Origin of the sequence: Endozoicomonas sp. SCSIO W0465, assembly GCF_023716865.1 — a bacterium.
Taxonomy (GTDB): Bacteria; Pseudomonadota; Gammaproteobacteria; order Pseudomonadales; family Endozoicomonadaceae; genus Endozoicomonas.
Window position 1 is genome coordinate 1,523,724 of sequence record NZ_CP092417.1, and the last position, 16,756, is coordinate 1,540,479.

Genomic DNA, 16,756 nt, shown 5'->3' on the forward strand with positions numbered 1-16,756 from the left:
AGAGGTTAATCCCTGTCCTATCTGCCTTGTGGAATTCCATGGCCGTGATCTGGTGCCCACTGTCGTCAAAACCCGATGCAGTCATTGCTTCGATCTGGAGTGTATTTCTCAATATTTTACTTCACTGCCCGTTGGCTCCCGACGGTGCGCGTATTGTCGGCAAGACCCTATGCCTTTGGTGAATGAGAATACCGGCGAATCGTACCCGGACGAATTTTTCCCCGATCAGGCGTTTTTTTATGCCTGTAGTCATGGGAATCTGGCGTTTGTCCGCTCCAGACTGTTAAAAGGAGGGGGCAGCGTCAATGGAGTCGTCAATAATAATGGCTTCACCGCTCTGATGTTGGCAGCCGTGAGCGGACAATTAGCGGTCGTAAAGCTTCTGATTGATAAAGGGGCCGAGGTCAGTGCAGTGAATAATAATGGCTTCACAACATTGATGTTGGCAGCCCGGAGTGGGCAATTGGCGGTGGTAAAGCTCCTGATTGATAAGGGGGCTGAGGTCAGTGCAGTGAACAATAATGGCTTCACCGCCCGGATGTTAGCGCAGCAAGACTGTCATTTAGATGTCGTAGAGTTTTTGCTTGATAAGGAGAGTAAGGACAATAACCATAAGACGAATCTCACGTTGACCCGTCACCGGCAGATCATGCATAAACCCGATCAGGCCGGACGCCTGCCGATCGCAACGTTCAGGCAGAGAGCGATGCAGACAGGTGACCCGCAAGCAGGCAGGGTCATCAGGAACCTTGAGACGGATTTCACGCTGGCTCGTCACTGGGAGATCATGAGGCGGCTCGATCAAGCCGTTCACCTGCCAATACAAATACGTTGGTTGAGGTGAAAAAAGACCGTTACCGGCTGGCATTAAGCACTCTACATACTGGAACCAATGAATTTGACAGGTATATAGGTGCTATCACCAACGGTGTCGATAAGACACTTGCCCAGTTAATCCATCGTTTCAGATTTTTTTGCCAACGCGTTATCGAAAACAGTTCGGAAGTGCCTATATTCCTGGATCAAGCCTTCAATTATGTTCAAGACTATTAAAAGAGAAGTAACTGTTCAGCACCCCCACATAAATCTGGAATTTTCTGATTTTTATACCATCCTCTTAAGCACCATTTTTCCACAATATTCGCCAGCATGATTCCAGAACTACCCGCAACTATGTCGGCTGAGATTCTCTTGAAAGAGAATGCAGAGCTGCGGATGAGAGTTGCCTGTCTGGAAGAGCGATGTCGAGAATTGGAAGAAAAGGTTGGCAAGAACAGTCAAAACAGCAGCAAGCCGCCATCGTCTGATGGTTATCAAAAACCTTGTAAAAACAGTAATTCTCCAGATCATTCTGACGACCTTTCCGCAGATAAAGGTACCGATCCATCGGATGAAAAACCCAATCCTAAAAGTCTGAGACAGTCTTCTGGTAATAAAGCCGGTGGAAAGAAAGGGCATCAGGGCACTTGTCTTAAACAGGTCGATATCCCTGACTATATTGAGTACCTTCCGGTTAAAGAATGCAATAAATGTCAGGCGTCTCTTCTTGATAGTGAGCCGGTCAAATATATTGAACGACAGGTGTTTGAACCAGGGAGACCGGGTGAATTTGAAGTAACGGCCCATAGAGCTGAAGTAAAAATCTGCACTTGTGGTTGTCGGAATCAGGCTGAATTCCCGGAAGGTGTTACCGCTGCCGCACAATATGGCTCAGCCACACAGGCTATGGCCGTCTATCTTAACCAATACCATTTCCTGCCTTTTAAGCGCGTGTCAGAGTATTTTAATACTCTCTATAAAATGAGTGTAAGTGCAGGCACTGTCGCCAATTTTGTGGCCAGAACCTATGAAAATCTGGCTTCTACTGAAGAGGTTATTCGTGACGCCTTGCGGGAATCGTCTGTTGCCGGAGCCGATGAAACGGGTATGCGGGCCGAGGGCTCTTTGCACTGGCTACACGTTATGCGGGATGAACAATGGACGCTCTACTACTTGTCTGAAAAGCGAGGTCGTGAGGCCATGGACACGATGGGCATACTGCTAACATTTGCAGGCGTTCTGGTTCATGATCATTGGAAATCCTATTTTGCATATGCGGCAACTCACGTACTTTGCAATGCCCATCACCTGAGGGAGCTTTTGGGTGTTGTTGATAGGGACAGCAATCAACTGGCGTTGCGATTGATGAAGCTACTGAGGCTTTCCTGGCATTACTGCAAGGGCTTTAAGACCATAGGTATGCTACAGATGCCAAGTGTTGTCTGTGAACGAATCGAGAAGATTTATGACCGGTTGCTTCAGCGGGCTCTAATGAAAGAAGTCGTCTATATGGAGAAGCAACGAGAGGAGCTTAAGCGCAAGAAAGTCAAGAATACTAAAGCTTACAATCTCTTCAAACGACTCACTGAGTTCAAGGCTGAGACACTGCGCTTCATGTCAGATTTTACCATTCCCTTCGATAACAATGGCAGTGAACGGGATGTTCGAATGGCCAAGTTAAAGCAGAAAATCTCAGGCTGCTTCAGGAGTGCAGACGGTGGTTCTATGTTTGCACGGATTCGCAGCTATTTGTCGTCTGCCAGAAAACAGGGAATGGACATATATCAATCACTTCATAGAGCTGTTCGGAATTACTGTAATATGCCTTTGCTCAGTGCTGAATAGTTACAAAGAGAAAACAGAACGCAGGAGGAAAATAGAGCAGCAGGCGCAAGAAAAGTTAAACTTCAACGGTTGACCATCGTAGTACGTATGCTGGATTCTTGACCTTTTCCCGGACTGAGTAAAATGATGAGGTTATTCCGGGGCAAATCCTGATTACCTTAACTCTGTGGAACTTAGTCTTTTTTTCCCCCTCTAACCGACATTCCATGAATTAATGATTCGGATATTTTATTATGGATGCCGCAGCTCGTTCCCCTTTCCCCGGTCCTGTCGACATTAACGAGGCTCCAGAGTTCAATCCCTGTCCTATCTGCCTTGTGGAATTCCATGGCCGTGATCTTATGCCCACTGTCGTCAAAACCCGATGCAGTCATTGCTTCGATCTGGAGTGTATTTCTCAATATTTTCTTTCACTGCCCGTTGGCTCACGACGGTGCGCGTATTGTCGGCAAGACCCTGTGCCTTTGGTGAATGAGAATACCGGCGAATCGTACCCGGACGAATTTTTCCCCGATCAGGCGTTTTTTGATGCCTGTAGTCATGGGAATCTGGCGCTTATCAGTTCCAGGCTGTTAAAAGGGGGGGGCAGCATCAATGGAGTCATGAATAATAATGGCTTCACCGCTCTGATGTTGGCAGCCGAGAACGGACAATTAGAGGTCGTAAAGCTTTTGATTGATAAAGGGGCCGAGGTCAGTGCTGTGAACGAAGATGGCTTAACAACACTGATGTTGGCAGCCCGGAGCGGGCACTTGGCGGTCGTAAAGCTCCTGATTGATAAGGGGGCTGAGGTCAGTGCTGTGAATAATAATGGTTTCACGGCCCGGATGTTAGCACAGCAAGAATGTTATTTAGATGTCGTAGAGTTTTTGCTTGATAAGGAGAGTAAGGACAATAACCATGAGACGAATCGCACGTTGACCCGTCACCGGCAGATCATGGATAAGCTCGAACAAGCCGAACGACTGCTGATCGAAACGTTCAGGCAGGAATCGGCGGAGGAGGGCGACCTGGAAGAAGGCAGGGCCTGTAATAATCATAAGACGAATCTGGAGCTGGCCCGTCTCTGGCAGAGGATGGGTAAGCATGGTAAGGCCGAACGCTTGCTAATCGCCACGTTCAGGCGGAAATCGGCGGAGGAGAGCGACCTGGAAGCAGGGAGGGCCTGCAATAACCATGAGACAAATCTCGCGCTGGCCAGTCACTGGCAGATAATGGGTAAGCTCCATAAAGCCGAACGCCTGCTAATCGCCACGTTCAGGCAGGAATCGGTCATGGCGGATGACCTGGAAGCAGGGAGGACCTGCAATAACCATGAGACGAATCTCGAGCTGGTCCGTCTCTGGCAGATAATGGGTAAGCTCGACAAAGCTGAACGCCTGCTGATCGCCACGTTCAGACAGGAATCAGAGGAGGTGGGCGACCTGGAAGCAGGCAGGGCCTGCAAGAACCATGAGACGAATCTCACGCTGGTTCGTCTCTGGCAGAGGATGGGTAAGCATGCCAGGGCCGAACGCTTGCTGATTGCCACGTTCAGGCAGGAATCGGTGATGGCGGGTGACCTGGAAGCAGGAAGGGCCTGCACTAACCATGAGACGAATCTTGCGCTGGCTCATCACTGGCAGAAGATTCGTAAGTTCGTTATAGCCGAACACTTGCTGATCGCCACTTTCAGGCAGGAATCGTCGACGCCAGGCGACCTGGAAGCAGGCAGGGCCTGCAAGCACCATGAAACGAATCTGGGGCTGGCCCTTCTTTGGCAGATGTTAGGTAAGCTCGATAAAGCTGAACGCCTGCTGATTGCCACGTTCAGGCAGGAATCGTTGCCGGCAGGCAACCTGGAAGAAGACAGGGCAACAACCTGCGAGCTCCACAAGACAAATCTCATGCTGGCTCGTTTATGGCAGTCGACGGGTAAGCTTGATAAAGCCGAACGCCTGCTGATCGCTACGTTCAGGCAGGAATCGGTTAATGTACGTGATCTGGAAGCAGGCAGGGCCTGCAAGAGACGTGAGGTAAATCTGGGGCTGGCCAGTCTCTGGCAGAAGATGGATAAGCTCGATAAAGCCGAACAGCTGCTGATCGCCATGTTCAGGCAGGAATCGGCGGAGGAGAGCGATCTGGAAGCAGGCAGGGCCTGCAAGAGTCGTGAGGTGAATCTGGGGCTGGCCAGTCTCTGGCAGATGACGGGTAAGCTCGATCAAGCCGAACGCTTACTTATTGCCATGTTCAGGCAGGAATCGGCGGAGGAGGCTGACCTGGAAGCAGGCATAGCCTGCAAGCACCATCAGACGAATGTTATGCTGGCCCAACACTGGCAGAGGATGGGGCAGCACGATAAAGCCCAACGCCTGCTGATCGCCACGTTCAGGCAGGAATCGGCGAAGTCGGGACGACGTGAAGTGAGGCGGGGCCTGCAAGCATCACGAAACGAATCTCATGGTGGCTCGTCACTGGCAACTAGTCGGTAAGGTCGATAAAGCCGAAAGTTTGCTCCGTCCGAAAATACGTTGTTCGATAGACAAAAAAACCGTGTACAGGCTGGCATTAGGCATTTCGCATTGTGGGACTAATGAATTTGATACTTATATTGGTGATATTACCAACTGTGTAGATAAAGCACGTGTCCAGTCAATCCATCGATTCAGGATTTATTGCCAACGTGTTGCTGAATGAGACTGCAGAAAAAAACTGAAAGCCAATGTCAATCGCTTTTTCAACAAGCATCCTGCTTAGACCCATCAAGAGTATTAAAAGAGAAGGCTCTTGTAGGATTTCAGACTGCTACTGGGTTGAACATTGCTGAAGCCCTTTATCTACAAAGGTTGTCAGCATATTGTCCGGTAATGTTGCCCAATCCTTGTTTTTCGTGACCTACAGTCAGTTTTCACTGTAGAGCAGTTCGTAATCAAAATAGAGCCAAAGAGAAAACAGAGCTTGGAGGAAAACAGTGCAGAGGGCGCTGGAAACGTTAATCATCCTGAGCCCCGCTTGATGATTAGAAGTTTGATTGATGATGGAACCAAACTCGCTAAGGGTTGTCCTGTCAAGATATGAACACAACGGCCTACTCTACCATCGGTAAAGACTCCCCCGGATCAGTCTACAGCTCACCTCCCGTTGGCGGAAGAGGAAACGCTAGCTGGGATGCGGTTGTGTCAGGCTCTGTGGGAGTAACGGCGAGACCGGTAACCTCTGCGGGCACCCCCGGGTTAAGACTAAATCCTCTCCGGGGTTCTTATCAATCTGCCTTGACCAGAGCGGTAACAAAGAGAGGAAATACAAAGGTGCTTCTTTCTCAGGGGTTTGACTTACTCAGAAAAAGGCAGTGGGAGTCAGCGGTTAATGTCTTTCAGGCCATCAAACCGGAGACTCAAGAACAGAATGAGCAAAAAGTCAATGGTCTTGCCCGGGCACTTTATCCCCAGCCTGGTAAGGCTGAAGAGGCACTGGATTTATTAAATCGATTACCGGCTTTTGTCCAGACCACCACCTTGCTGACAAAGTCCAGGATTCTGGGAACATTGGGACGTTATCAAGAGGCAGAAGATCTGCTAAAGCAGATTTCCAAGAAGGAAGGGGGCGACCCTGAAAAAGGCAGGGCCTGCAAGCACCATGATACCAATATTATGCTGGCTCGCCTCTGGAAGACCCTGGGTAAGCTCGACAAAGCCGAACAACTGTTGATCGCTACGTTCAGGCAGGAATCATCGCAAGCGGGTGACCTGGAAGCAGGCAGGGCTTGCAAGCACCGTGAGACCAATCTCACGCTGGCCCTTCTCTGGCAAATGAAGGGTAAGCTCAATAAAGCCGAACGCCTGCTGATTGCTACGTTCAGGCAGGAATCGACGCCGGCAGCCAACCCGGAAGACGGCAGGGCCTGCAAGCACCATGAGACGAATATCGCGCTGGCTCGACTCTGGCAGATGATGGGTAAAGACGATAAAGCCGAACGCCTGCTGATTGCCATGTTCAGGCAGGAATCGACGCCGGCAGCCAACCCGGAAGACGGCAGGGCCTGCAAGAACCATGATACGAATCTCACGCTGGCCCGTTTCTGGGGAATGACGGGTAAGCTCGATAAGGCCGAACGCTTGCTGATTGCTATGTTCAGGCAGGAATCGCCGCAGGCAGGCGATCTGGAAGCCGGCAGGGCCTGCAAGTACCACGATACAAATCTCACACTGGCCCGTCACTGGGAAATGATGGATAAGCTCGATAAAGCCGAACGCCTGCTGATTGCCACGTTCCGGCAGGAATCGGCCAAGGCCGGTGACCTGGAAGCCGGCAGAGCCTGCAAGAATCATGAAACTAATCTGGGGCTGGCCCGTCTCTGGCAGATGAAGGGTAAGCTCAATAAAGCCGAACGCCTGCTGATTGCTACGTTCAGGCAGGAATCGACACCGGCAGCCAATCCGGAAGACGGCAGGGCCTGCAAGAACCATGATACGAATCTCACGCTGGCCCGTCACTGGCAGATGATGGGTAAGCTCGATAAGGCCGAACGCTTGCTGATTGCTATGTTTAGGCAGGAATCGACGCCGGCGGGCAACCCGGAAGACGGTAGGGCTTGCAAGAACCATGTTACGAATATCACGCTGGCCCGTTACTGGCAGATGACGGGTAAGTTCGATCAGGCCGAACGCCTGCTGATCGCTATGTTCAGGCAGGAATCGGTGAAGGTGGGTGACCTGGAAGCAGGCAGAGCCTGCAAGAACCATGAGACGAATCTCGCGTTGGCCCGTTTCTGGGAAATGATAGGTAAGCTTGATAAAGCCGAACGACTGTTGATTGCCATGTTCAGGCAGGAATCGGCAAAAGCAGGCGACCTGGAAGACGGCAGAGCCTGCAAGAACCATGAGACGAATCTGGGGCTGGCCCGTCACTGGCAGATGATAGGTAAGCTTGATAAGGCCGAACGTCTGTTGGTTGCCATGTTCAGGCAGGAATCGGCAAAAGCAGGCGACCTGGAAGACGGCAGAGCCTGCAAGAACCATGAGACGAATCTCACGTTGGCCCGTCTCTGGCAGATGATGGGCAAGCTTGATAAAGCTGAACGCCTGCTGATCGCCATGTTCAGGCAGGAATCGGCCAAGACGGGCGACCCGTTAGCAGGCGGGACTTGCAAGAACCATGAAACGAATCTTTCGCTGGCCCGTCACTGGCAGATAATGGGTAAGCTCGATATAGCCGAACGCCTGCTGACCGCTATGTTCAGGCAGGAATCGGCCAAGGCGGGCGACCTGGAAGAAGACGGGGTCTGCAAGCACCATGACACGAATCTCACGTTGGCCCGTCACTGGCAGATGATGGGTAAACTCGATAACGCCCGGAGTCTGCTCCAACGATGCCTGTCCGATAATACGTTGGTCGATGTTCAAAAAGACCGTTACAGGCTGACATTAAGCATTCTGCATACCGGGACCAATGAATTTGATACGTATATTGAAGACATTACCAACGGTGTCGATAAGGCACTTGCCCAGTCAATCCATCGTTTCAGAATTTTTTGCCAACGTGTTGTCGAAAACGGTTCGCAAGAGCCTATATTCCTGGATCAAGCCTTCAACTATGTAGAGCAGGCTATGCAACTGCCTTCCTCCGGTGAAAAGCGGGCACAATTGTTGTCGCAAAAAGCGCACATCATGAGAATGCAGAAAAAGGCTGAAAGCGAATGGCAACCGCTTTTTCGGCAAGCATCCTGTCTAGACCCTTCAAGAGTATTAAAAGAGAAAACAGAACCCTGGAGGAAAACAGAGCAATGTGCGATGGAAACGTTAAACATCCTGTGATGATGGAACCAAACTCGCTAAGGATTGTCATGTCAAGACATGAACACAACGGCCTGCTCTACCACCGGTAAAGTCTCCACCGGATCAGTCTACAGCTCACCTCCCGTTGGCGGAAGAGGAAGCGCTAGCTGGGCTGCAATTGTGTCAGGCTCTTTGGGAGCGACAGTGAAGCCGGTAACCTCCGCTGGCACCCGTGGGTTAAGACAAAATCCTGCCCGGGGTTCTTATCAATCTGCCGTAACAAGAACGGTAACATCGACAGGAAATACAGAGGAGTTTCTTTCTCAGGGGTTTGACTTACTCAGGAAAAGGCAATGGAGCTCAGCGGTTAACGTGTTTCAGGCGATCAAGCCAGAGACTCAAGAACAGAATGAACGTAAAGTCACTGGTCTTGCCCGGGCACTTTATCCCCAGCCCGGAAAGGCTAAAGAAGCACTGGATTTATTAAATCAATTACCAGCTTTTGTCCAGACCACCACTTTGCTGACAAAGTCCAGGATTCTGGAAACATTGGGACGTTATCAAGAGGCAGAAGATTTGCTAAAGCAGACTGCCAGGAAGGAAGGGGGCGACCCTGAAAGAGGCAGGGCCTGCAAGCACCGTGATACCAATATTACACTGGCTCGCCTCTGGAAGATGCTGGGTAAGCTCGACAAAGCCGAACAACTGTTGATTGCTACGTTCAGACAGGAATCAGCGAAAGCGGGTGACCTGGAAGCAGGCAGGGCCTGCAAGCACCGTGAGACCAATCTCACGCTGGCCCTTCTCTGGCAAATGAAGGGTAAGCTCAATAAAGCCGAACGCCTGCTGATCGCCGCCTTCAAGCAGGAGTCGGTGAAGGCGAGTGACCTGGAAGAAAGCAGGGCCTGCAAGCACCATGACACGAATCTCACGTTGGCCCGTTGCTGGGAGATGATGGGTAAGCTCGATCAAGCCGAACGGTTGCTGATCGCTATGTTCAGGCAGCAATCGGTGGAGATGGGTGACCTGGAAGCAGGCAGAGCCTGCAAGAACCATGATACGAATATCACGTTGGCCCGTCTCTGGCAGATGATAGGTGAGCTTGATCAAGCCGAAGGTCTGCTGATTGCCATGTTCAGGCAGGAATCGGCAAAAGCCAGCGACTTGGAAGCAGGCAGAGCCTGCAAGAACCATGATACGAATATCACGTTGGCCCGTCTCTGGCAGACGATGGGTAAGTTCGATCAGGCCGAACGCTTGCTGATCGCTACCTTCAGGCAGCAATCGGTACAGCCGGATGATCTGGAAGCCGGCAGAGCCTGCAAGAACCATGATACGAATATCACGCTGGCCCGTCTCTGGCAGATGATGGGTAAGTTCGATAGAGCCGAACACTTGCTGATCGCCACCTTCAGGCAGGAATCGGTGAAGGGAGGTGAACCGGGAGCAGGCGGGGGCTGCAAGAACCATGATACCAATATCACGCCGGCCCGTTGCTGGGAGATGATGGGTAAGCTCGATCAAGCCGAACGGCTGCTGATTGTCATGTTCAGGCAAGAATCGGTGCAGCCGGGTGATCTGGAAGCAGGCAGAGCCTGCAAGAACCATGAGACGAATCTCACGTTGGCTCGTCACTGGCAGATGATAGGTAAGCTTGATCAAGCCGAAGGTCTGCTGGTTGCCATGTTCAGGCAGGAATCGGCAAAAGCCAGTGACTTGGAAGCAGGCAGAGCCTGCAAGAACCATGATACGAATATCACACTGGCCCGTTTCTGGCAGACGGCAGGTAAGTTCGATCAAGCCGAACGCTTACTGATCGCCACCTTCAGGCAGCAATCGGTAGAGCAGGGTGACCTGGAAGCCGGCAGAGCCTGCAAGGACCATGATACGAATATTGCGCTGGCCCGTCTCTGGCAGACGACGGGTAAGTTCGATAGAGCCGAACACTTGCTGATCGCCACCTTCAGGCAGGAATCGGTGCAGCCGGATGATCTGGAAACAGGCAAAGCCTGCAAGCACCATGAGACGAATCTGGCACTGGCCCGTCTTTGGCAGATGATGGTTAAGCTTGATAAAGTCGAACGCTTGCTGATCGCCACCTTCAGGCAGGAATCGGTGCAGCCGGGTGATCTGGAAGCAGGCAAAGCCTGCAAGCATCATGAGACGAATCTGGCGCTGGCCCGCCACTGGCAGATGGCGGGCAGGCTCAATAAATCTGAACACCTGCTGATCGCTATGTTCAGGCAGGAATCGTTAAACCCGGGCGACCTGGAAGACGGCAGGGCCTGCAAGCACCATGATACGAATATCACGCTGGCCCGCTTCTGGCAGTTGATGGGTAAGCTAGACAAAGCCGAAAGCCTACTGATCGCTACGTTCAGGCAGGAATCAGCGCAGGCGGGAGACCTGGAAGCTGGCAGGGCCTGCAAGCACCATGAGACGAATCTGGGGCTGGTCCGTCTCTGGCAATTGACGGGTAGACTCAGTAAAGCTGAACACCTGCTGATCGCCACGTTCAGGCAGGAATCGGCAAACCCGGGCGACCTGGAAAACGGCAGGGCTTGCAAGTACCATGAGACGAATCTGGGGCTGGCCCGCCTCTGGCAGGAGATGGGTAAGCTTGATAAAGCCGAAAGCCTGCTGATCGCCACGTTCAGGCAGGAATCAGTGCAGGTGCCAGACCCGGAAAGAGGCAGGGCCTGCAAGCATCACGAGATCAATCTGGGGCTGGCCCGTCTCTGGGAGATAATGGGTAAGCTCGATAACGCCCGGAGTCTGCTCCAACGATGCCTGTCCGATAAGACGTTGGTCGATGTTCAAAAAGACCGTTACCGGCTGACATTAAGCATTCTGCATACCGGGACCAATGAATTTGATACATATATTGAAGACATTACCAACGGTGTCGATAAGGCACTTGCCCAGTCCATCCATCGTTTCAGAATTTTTTGCCAACGTGTTGTCGAAAACGGTTCGGAAGAGCCTGTTTTATTGGATCAAGCCTTCAGTTATGTGGAAGAGGCTATGCAACTTTCTTCTTCCAGTGAAAAGCGAGCACAATTGTTGTCGCAGAAAGCGCACATCATGAGAATGCAAGGAATAGCTGAAAGCGAATGGCAATCGCTTTTTCGGCAAGCATCCTGTCTAGACCCTTCAAGAGTATTAAAAGAGAAAACAGAGCCCTGGAGGAAAATGGAGCAGTGTGCGCTGGAACAGTTAAACATCCTGTGATGATGGAACCAAACTCGCTAAGGATTGTCATGTCAAGACATGAACACAACTGCCTACTCTACTGTTGGTAAAGACTCCCCCGGGACGATCTATAGCTCACCACCGCCTGTTGGCAAAAGAGGAGGCGCTGGCTCTGCCGTTGCGTCAGGCTCTCCGGGAGCGACAGTGAGGCCGGTAACCGTCGCTGGCACCCGTGGGTTAAGACATAATCCTGCCCGGGGTTCTTATCAATCTGCCGTAACAAGAACGGTAACAAGGACAGGAAATACAGAGGAGTTTCTTTCCCAGGGGTTTGACTTACTCAGGAAAAAGCAGTGGAGCTCAGCGGTTAATGTGTTTCAGGCGATCAAACCGGCGACTCAAAATCAGCATGAACGTAAAGTCAATGGTCTTGCCCGGGCACTGTATCAGCACGGAAAGGCTGGAGAGGCACTGGCAGTCTTAAATCAATTATCGGCTTCTATCCAGACCGATACCTTGATGACAAAGTCCAGGGTTCTGCAAGCCCTGAAACGTGATCAAGAGGCAGAAGATCTGCTCAAGCAGATTGTTAAAAGGGAAGCGGGTGACCCGGAAAAAGGCAGGGCCTGCAAGCGGCGTGAAGTGAATCTCATGCTGGTGCGCCAGTGGGAGATGATGGGTAAGCTCGATCAAGCCGAACGTCTGCTGATCGCCATGTTCAGGCAGGAGTCAGCGAAGGCGGGCGACCCGGAAGCAGGCAGGGCCTGCCAGCACCATGAGACCAATCTCACGCTGGCCCGTCTCTGGCAGATGATGGGCAAGCTCGATAAAGCTGAACGTCTGCTGATTGCCACGTTCAGGCAGGAATCAGTTAAGGTTGGTGACCTGGAAGAAGGCAGGGCCTGCAAGAATCATCAGACGAATCTGGGGCTGGCCCGTCACTGGCAGATGATGGGCAAGCTCGATGAAACTGAACGTCTGCTGATCGCCACGTTTCGGCAAGAATCGGCGCAGGCGGGTGACCTGGAAGAAGGCAGGGCCTGCAAGCAGCATGAGACAAATCTCACACTGGCTCGTCACTGGCAGATAATGGGTAAGCACGATAAAGCCGAAAGTCTGCTGATCGCCACGTTCAGGCAGGAATCAGGGAGAGCGGGCGACCTGGAAGCAGGCAGAGCCTGCAAGAACCATGAGACCAATCTCACGCTGGCCCGTCATTGGGAGATCATGGATAAGCTTGATAAAGCTGAACGCCTGCTGATCAGCACCTTCAGGCAGGAATCGGCGCAGGTGGGCGACCTGGAGCAAAGCAGAGCCTGCACGCAGCATGACACAAATCTTACGCTGGCCCGGCACTGGGAGATCATGGATAAGCTCGATAAAGCTGAACGCCTGCTAATCGCCACATTCAGGCAGGAATCGGCGCAGGCGAGCGACCCGGAAGCAGGCGGGGCTTGCAAGAACCATGAGACGAACCTGGGGCTGGCCCGTCTCTGGCAGCTAATGGGTAAGCTCGATTTAGCCGAGCGCCTGCTGATTGCTACGTTCAGGCAGGAATCGGTGAAGGCGGATGATTTGGAAGCAGGCAGGGCTTGCAAGTACCATGAGACCAATCTGGGGCTGTCTCGTCTCTGGCAGATAATGGGTGAGTACGTTAAAGCTGAGCGTCTGCTGATCGCCACGTTCAGGCAGGAATCGGCGCTGGCGGGCGACCTGGAAGCAGGCGTGGTTTGCAAGAACCATGAAACGAATCTTACACTGGCCCGTCACTGGCAGCTGATGGGTAAACTCGATATAGCCGAGCGCCTGCTGATCGCCACGTTCAGGCAAGAATCGGCAAAGGCAGATGATCTGGAAGCAGGCATAGCCTGCATGCACCATGAAACGAATCTCACGTTGGCCCGCCACTGGGAGATTATGGGTGAGTTCGATAGCGCCGAGCGCTTGTTGATCGCCACGTTCAGAAAAGAATCAGTGAAGGCCTGTGACTTCGAAGAAGGCAGGGCCTGCGCGCACCATGAAACGAATCTCATGTTGGCCCGCCACTGGGAGATTTTAGGTAAGTTCGATGACGCCGAACGCCTGCTGATCGCCACATTCAGAGAGGAATCGGTGAAGGCTTGTGACCTGGAAGAAGGCAGGCCCTGCCTGCACCATGAGACGAATCTCACGCTCGCCCTTCTCTGGCAGATAATGGGTAAGGTCGATCAAGCCCGGCGTCTGCTCCAACAATGCCTGTCCGATCATACGTTGGTCGATATGCAAAAAGACCGTTACCGGCTGGCATTAGGCATTTTACATTGTGGGACCAATGAATTTGATACTTATATTGGTGCTATCACCAACGGTGTCGATAAGGCACTTACCCGGTCAATCCATCGATTCATGATTTATTGCCACCGTGTTGTCGAAAACGGTTCGCAAGAGCCTGTATTACTGGATCAAGCCTTCAATTATGTGGAAGAGGCTATGCAACTTTCTTCTTCCAGTGAAAAGCGGGCGCAATTGTTGTCGCAGAAAGCTCACATCATGAGGATGCAGGGAACAGCTGAAAATGAATGGCGCTCGCTTTTTCAGCAAGCGTCTTGTTTAGACCCTTCAAGAGTATTAAAAGAGAAAACCGAGCCCTGGAGGAAAGCAGAGAAGCGGGCGCTGGAAAAGTTAAACATCCTGAGTCCCGCTTGACGATTTGCAAAGCTAGCCGGTACTCGTAGGAGCCTGCCGGACTTAAGACTGTCCTACTGCGGTTGCGATAAATTGGTCTAAAAATTCCTACTTTTTCATCAAATAGCCCCGCTATTCTCCTCAGAAGCAGAAATTTTTATCCTCAATTTGAGTACTGGACGACTTTTCAAATCGTCAAGCGGGGCTCAGGATATTTAACATTTCCAACGCCCGTTTCTCTGTTTTCCTCCAGGGTTCTGTTTTCTCTTTTAATAACCTTGAAGGGTCTAAACAGGCTGCTTGCTGAAAAAGCGATTGCCATTCGCTTTCGGCCTTTTTCTGCATTCTCAGGATGTGCGCTTTTTGCGATAACAATTGTGCCCGCTTTTCACTGTAGGAAGAGCGTTGAATCGCCTCATCCACATAATTGAAGGCTTGGTCCAGTAAAATAGGCTCTGCCGAACCGTTTTTGTCGACACGCTCACAATAAATCATGAATCGATGGATTGACTGGGCAAGTGCCTTATCGACACCGTTGGTGATAGCACCAATATACTTGTCAAATTCATGGGTCCCACAATGTAAAATGGCTAATGTCAGCCGGTAACGGTCTTTTTGAACCTCGACCAACGTATGATCGGAAAGGCATCGTTGGAGCAGACGTTGGGCTTGATCGACCTTACCCATTATCTTCCAGAGACGGGCCAGGGTAAGATTCGTTTCATGGTTGTTGCAGACCCGGCTTTCTTCCGGGTTGTCTGCCTTAGTCGATTCCAGCCTGAAGGTGGCGATCAGCAGGCGTTCGGCTTGATCGAACTTACCCATCAACTCCCAGAGACGGGCCAGCCCCAGATTCGTTTCATGATTCTTGCAGGCTCTGCCGGCTTCCAGGTCACCGGCCTTGGCCGATTCCTGCCGGAACGTGGCAATCAGCAGGCGTTCGGCTTGATCAAGCTTATCCATCATTTCCCAGAGACGGGCCAGCGTGAGATTTGTATCGTGGTACTTGCAGGCCCTGTCGGCTTCCAGATCGCCTGCGTGCGCCGATTCCTGTCTGAACATGGCAATCAGCAGGCGTTCGGCTTTATCGTGTTTACCCATCATCTGCCAGAGGCGAGCCAGCGCGAGATTCGTCTCATGGTGCTTGCAGGCTCTGCCGGCTTCCAGGTCCCCCGCCTTAACCGATTCCTGCCTGAACGTAGCGACCAGCAGACGTTCGGCCTGATCAAGCTTAGCCATCGTCTGCCAGAGACGGGCCAGCCCCAGATTCGTTTCATGATTCTTGCAGGCTCTGTCGGCTTCCAGGTCACCGGCCTTGGCCGATTCCTGCCGGAACGTGGCAATCAGCAGGCATTCGGCTTGATCAAGCTTACCCATCTTCTGCCAGAGACGAGCCAGCACCAGATTCGTTTCATGACTCTTGCAGGCTCTGCCGGCTTCCAGGTCGCCTGCCTTGGCCGATTCCTGCCGGAACGTGGCAATCAGCAGGCGTTCGGCTTTATCAAGCTTATCCATCATTTCCCAGTGACGGGCCAGCGCGAGATTCGTCTCATGGTGCTTGCAGGCTCTGCCGGCTTCCAGGTCCCTCGCCTTAACCGATTCCTGCCTGAACGTGGCACAGCAGGCATTCGGCTTTATCGTGCTTACCCATCATCTTCCCAGTGACGAGCCAGCGTGAGTTTCGTCTCATGGTGCTTACCAACCTGCTGTCCAGGTCCCCACCTTAACCGATTCCTGCCTGAGCGTAGCAATCAGCAGGCGTTCGGCTTTATCGGGTTTACCCATGATCTCCCAGAGTCGGGCCAGCCCCAGATTCGTCTCATAATGCTTGCAGGCCCTGCCTGCTTCCAGATCATCCGCCTTAACCGATTCCTGTCTGAATGTAGCGATCAGCAGGTGTTCGGATTGATCAAGCTTACCCATCACCTGCCAGAGACGAGCCAGCGTGATATTGGCATCATGATACTTGCAAGCCCTGCCTTTTTCCGGATCGCCTGCTTCCTTCTTAACAATCTGCATGAGCAGATCTTCTGCCTCTTGATAGCGTTGCAGTGCTTCCAGAATCCTGGACTTTGTCATCAAAGTATTGGTTTGGATAGGAGCTGATAATTGATTTAATAAATCCAGTGCTTCTGCAGCTTTTCCGGGCTGGTGATAAAGTGCCCGGGCAAGACCATTGACTTTACTTTCATTCTGTATTTGAGTCGCCGGTTTGATCGCCTTAAACACCTTAACGGCTGAGTCCCACTGCCTTTTCCTGAGTAATCCGAAACCCTGAGAAAGAAGCGCCTCTGTATTATTTTCTGTCGTTTTTACCGCTCTTGTTACGGCCGATTGATAAGAACCCCGGGCAGGATTTTGTCTTAACCCACGGGTGCCGACAGAGGTCACCGGCCTCACTGCTGCGCCCGGAGAGCCTGACACCACTGCAGCCCAGCTAGTGCCTCCTCTTCCGCCAACGGGAGGTGATCTGTAAATTGGTC

At 51.9% G+C, this 16,756-nt stretch carries 8 protein-coding genes; 6 read left to right on the forward strand and 2 right to left on the reverse strand.

The window, feature by feature from the left end; translation table 11 throughout:
* The first annotated feature begins 169 nt into the window (after positions 1-169).
* From MJO57_RS06490 to MJO57_RS06515, 6 genes are all read left to right on the forward strand, one after another.
* Positions 170-844: an ankyrin repeat domain-containing protein gene (locus MJO57_RS06490; RefSeq protein ID WP_252023859.1), complete on the forward strand. Its 675-nt coding sequence runs from the start codon at positions 170-172 to the stop codon at positions 842-844.
* Positions 845-1,149: 305 nt separating this feature from the next.
* A complete protein-coding gene (locus tag MJO57_RS06495; RefSeq protein WP_252017330.1) occupies positions 1,150-2,664 on the forward strand; it encodes an IS66 family transposase in 1,515 nt (504 codons plus the stop codon).
* A 458-nt stretch (positions 2,665-3,122) separates the two neighbouring features.
* Positions 3,123-5,135, forward strand: coding sequence for an ankyrin repeat domain-containing protein (locus MJO57_RS06500; RefSeq protein WP_252023861.1), 2,013 nt, complete (start codon positions 3,123-3,125; stop codon positions 5,133-5,135).
* A gap of 816 nt (positions 5,136-5,951) precedes the next feature.
* Positions 5,952-8,456: a lipopolysaccharide assembly protein LapB gene (locus tag MJO57_RS06505; RefSeq protein ID WP_252023863.1), complete on the forward strand. Its 2,505-nt coding sequence runs from the start codon at positions 5,952-5,954 to the stop codon at positions 8,454-8,456.
* Positions 8,457-8,597: 141 nt separating this feature from the next.
* Positions 8,598-11,648, forward strand: coding sequence for a lipopolysaccharide assembly protein LapB (locus tag MJO57_RS06510; RefSeq protein ID WP_252023865.1), 3,051 nt, complete (start codon positions 8,598-8,600; stop codon positions 11,646-11,648).
* 39 nt (positions 11,649-11,687) lie between these two features.
* Positions 11,688-14,294, forward strand: coding sequence for a hypothetical protein (locus MJO57_RS06515; protein WP_252023867.1), 2,607 nt, complete (start codon positions 11,688-11,690; stop codon positions 14,292-14,294).
* Positions 14,295-14,468: 174 nt separating this feature from the next.
* On the opposite strand, the gene MJO57_RS06520 is transcribed toward MJO57_RS06515, so the two are convergent.
* Both MJO57_RS06520 and MJO57_RS06525 read right to left on the reverse strand, forming a co-directional pair.
* Positions 14,469-15,791, reverse strand: a complete 1,323-nt coding sequence (locus MJO57_RS06520; RefSeq protein ID WP_252023869.1) for a hypothetical protein — start codon at positions 15,789-15,791, stop codon at positions 14,469-14,471.
* A gap of 177 nt (positions 15,792-15,968) precedes the next feature.
* On the reverse strand, positions 15,969-16,697 hold the full coding sequence (locus tag MJO57_RS06525; RefSeq protein ID WP_252023871.1) for a lipopolysaccharide assembly protein LapB: 729 nt from the start codon (positions 16,695-16,697) through the stop codon (positions 15,969-15,971).
* Between the last annotated feature and the right edge of the window lie 59 nt (positions 16,698-16,756).

What these genes read in the sequence shown, in the direction of transcription:
- MJO57_RS06495 (WP_252017330.1), top strand. Translation starts at nt 1,150, where the DNA reads ATGATTCCAGAACTACCCGCAACTATGTCGGCTGAGATTCTCTTGAAA.
- MJO57_RS06490 (WP_252023859.1), top strand. Translation starts at nt 170, where the DNA reads ATGCCTTTGGTGAATGAGAATACCGGCGAATCGTACCCGGACGAATTT.
- MJO57_RS06520 (WP_252023869.1), bottom strand. Translation starts at nt 15,791, where the DNA reads ATGATGGATAAGCTTGATAAAGCCGAACGCCTGCTGATTGCCACGTTC.
- MJO57_RS06515 (WP_252023867.1), top strand. Translation starts at nt 11,688, where the DNA reads ATGAACACAACTGCCTACTCTACTGTTGGTAAAGACTCCCCCGGGACG.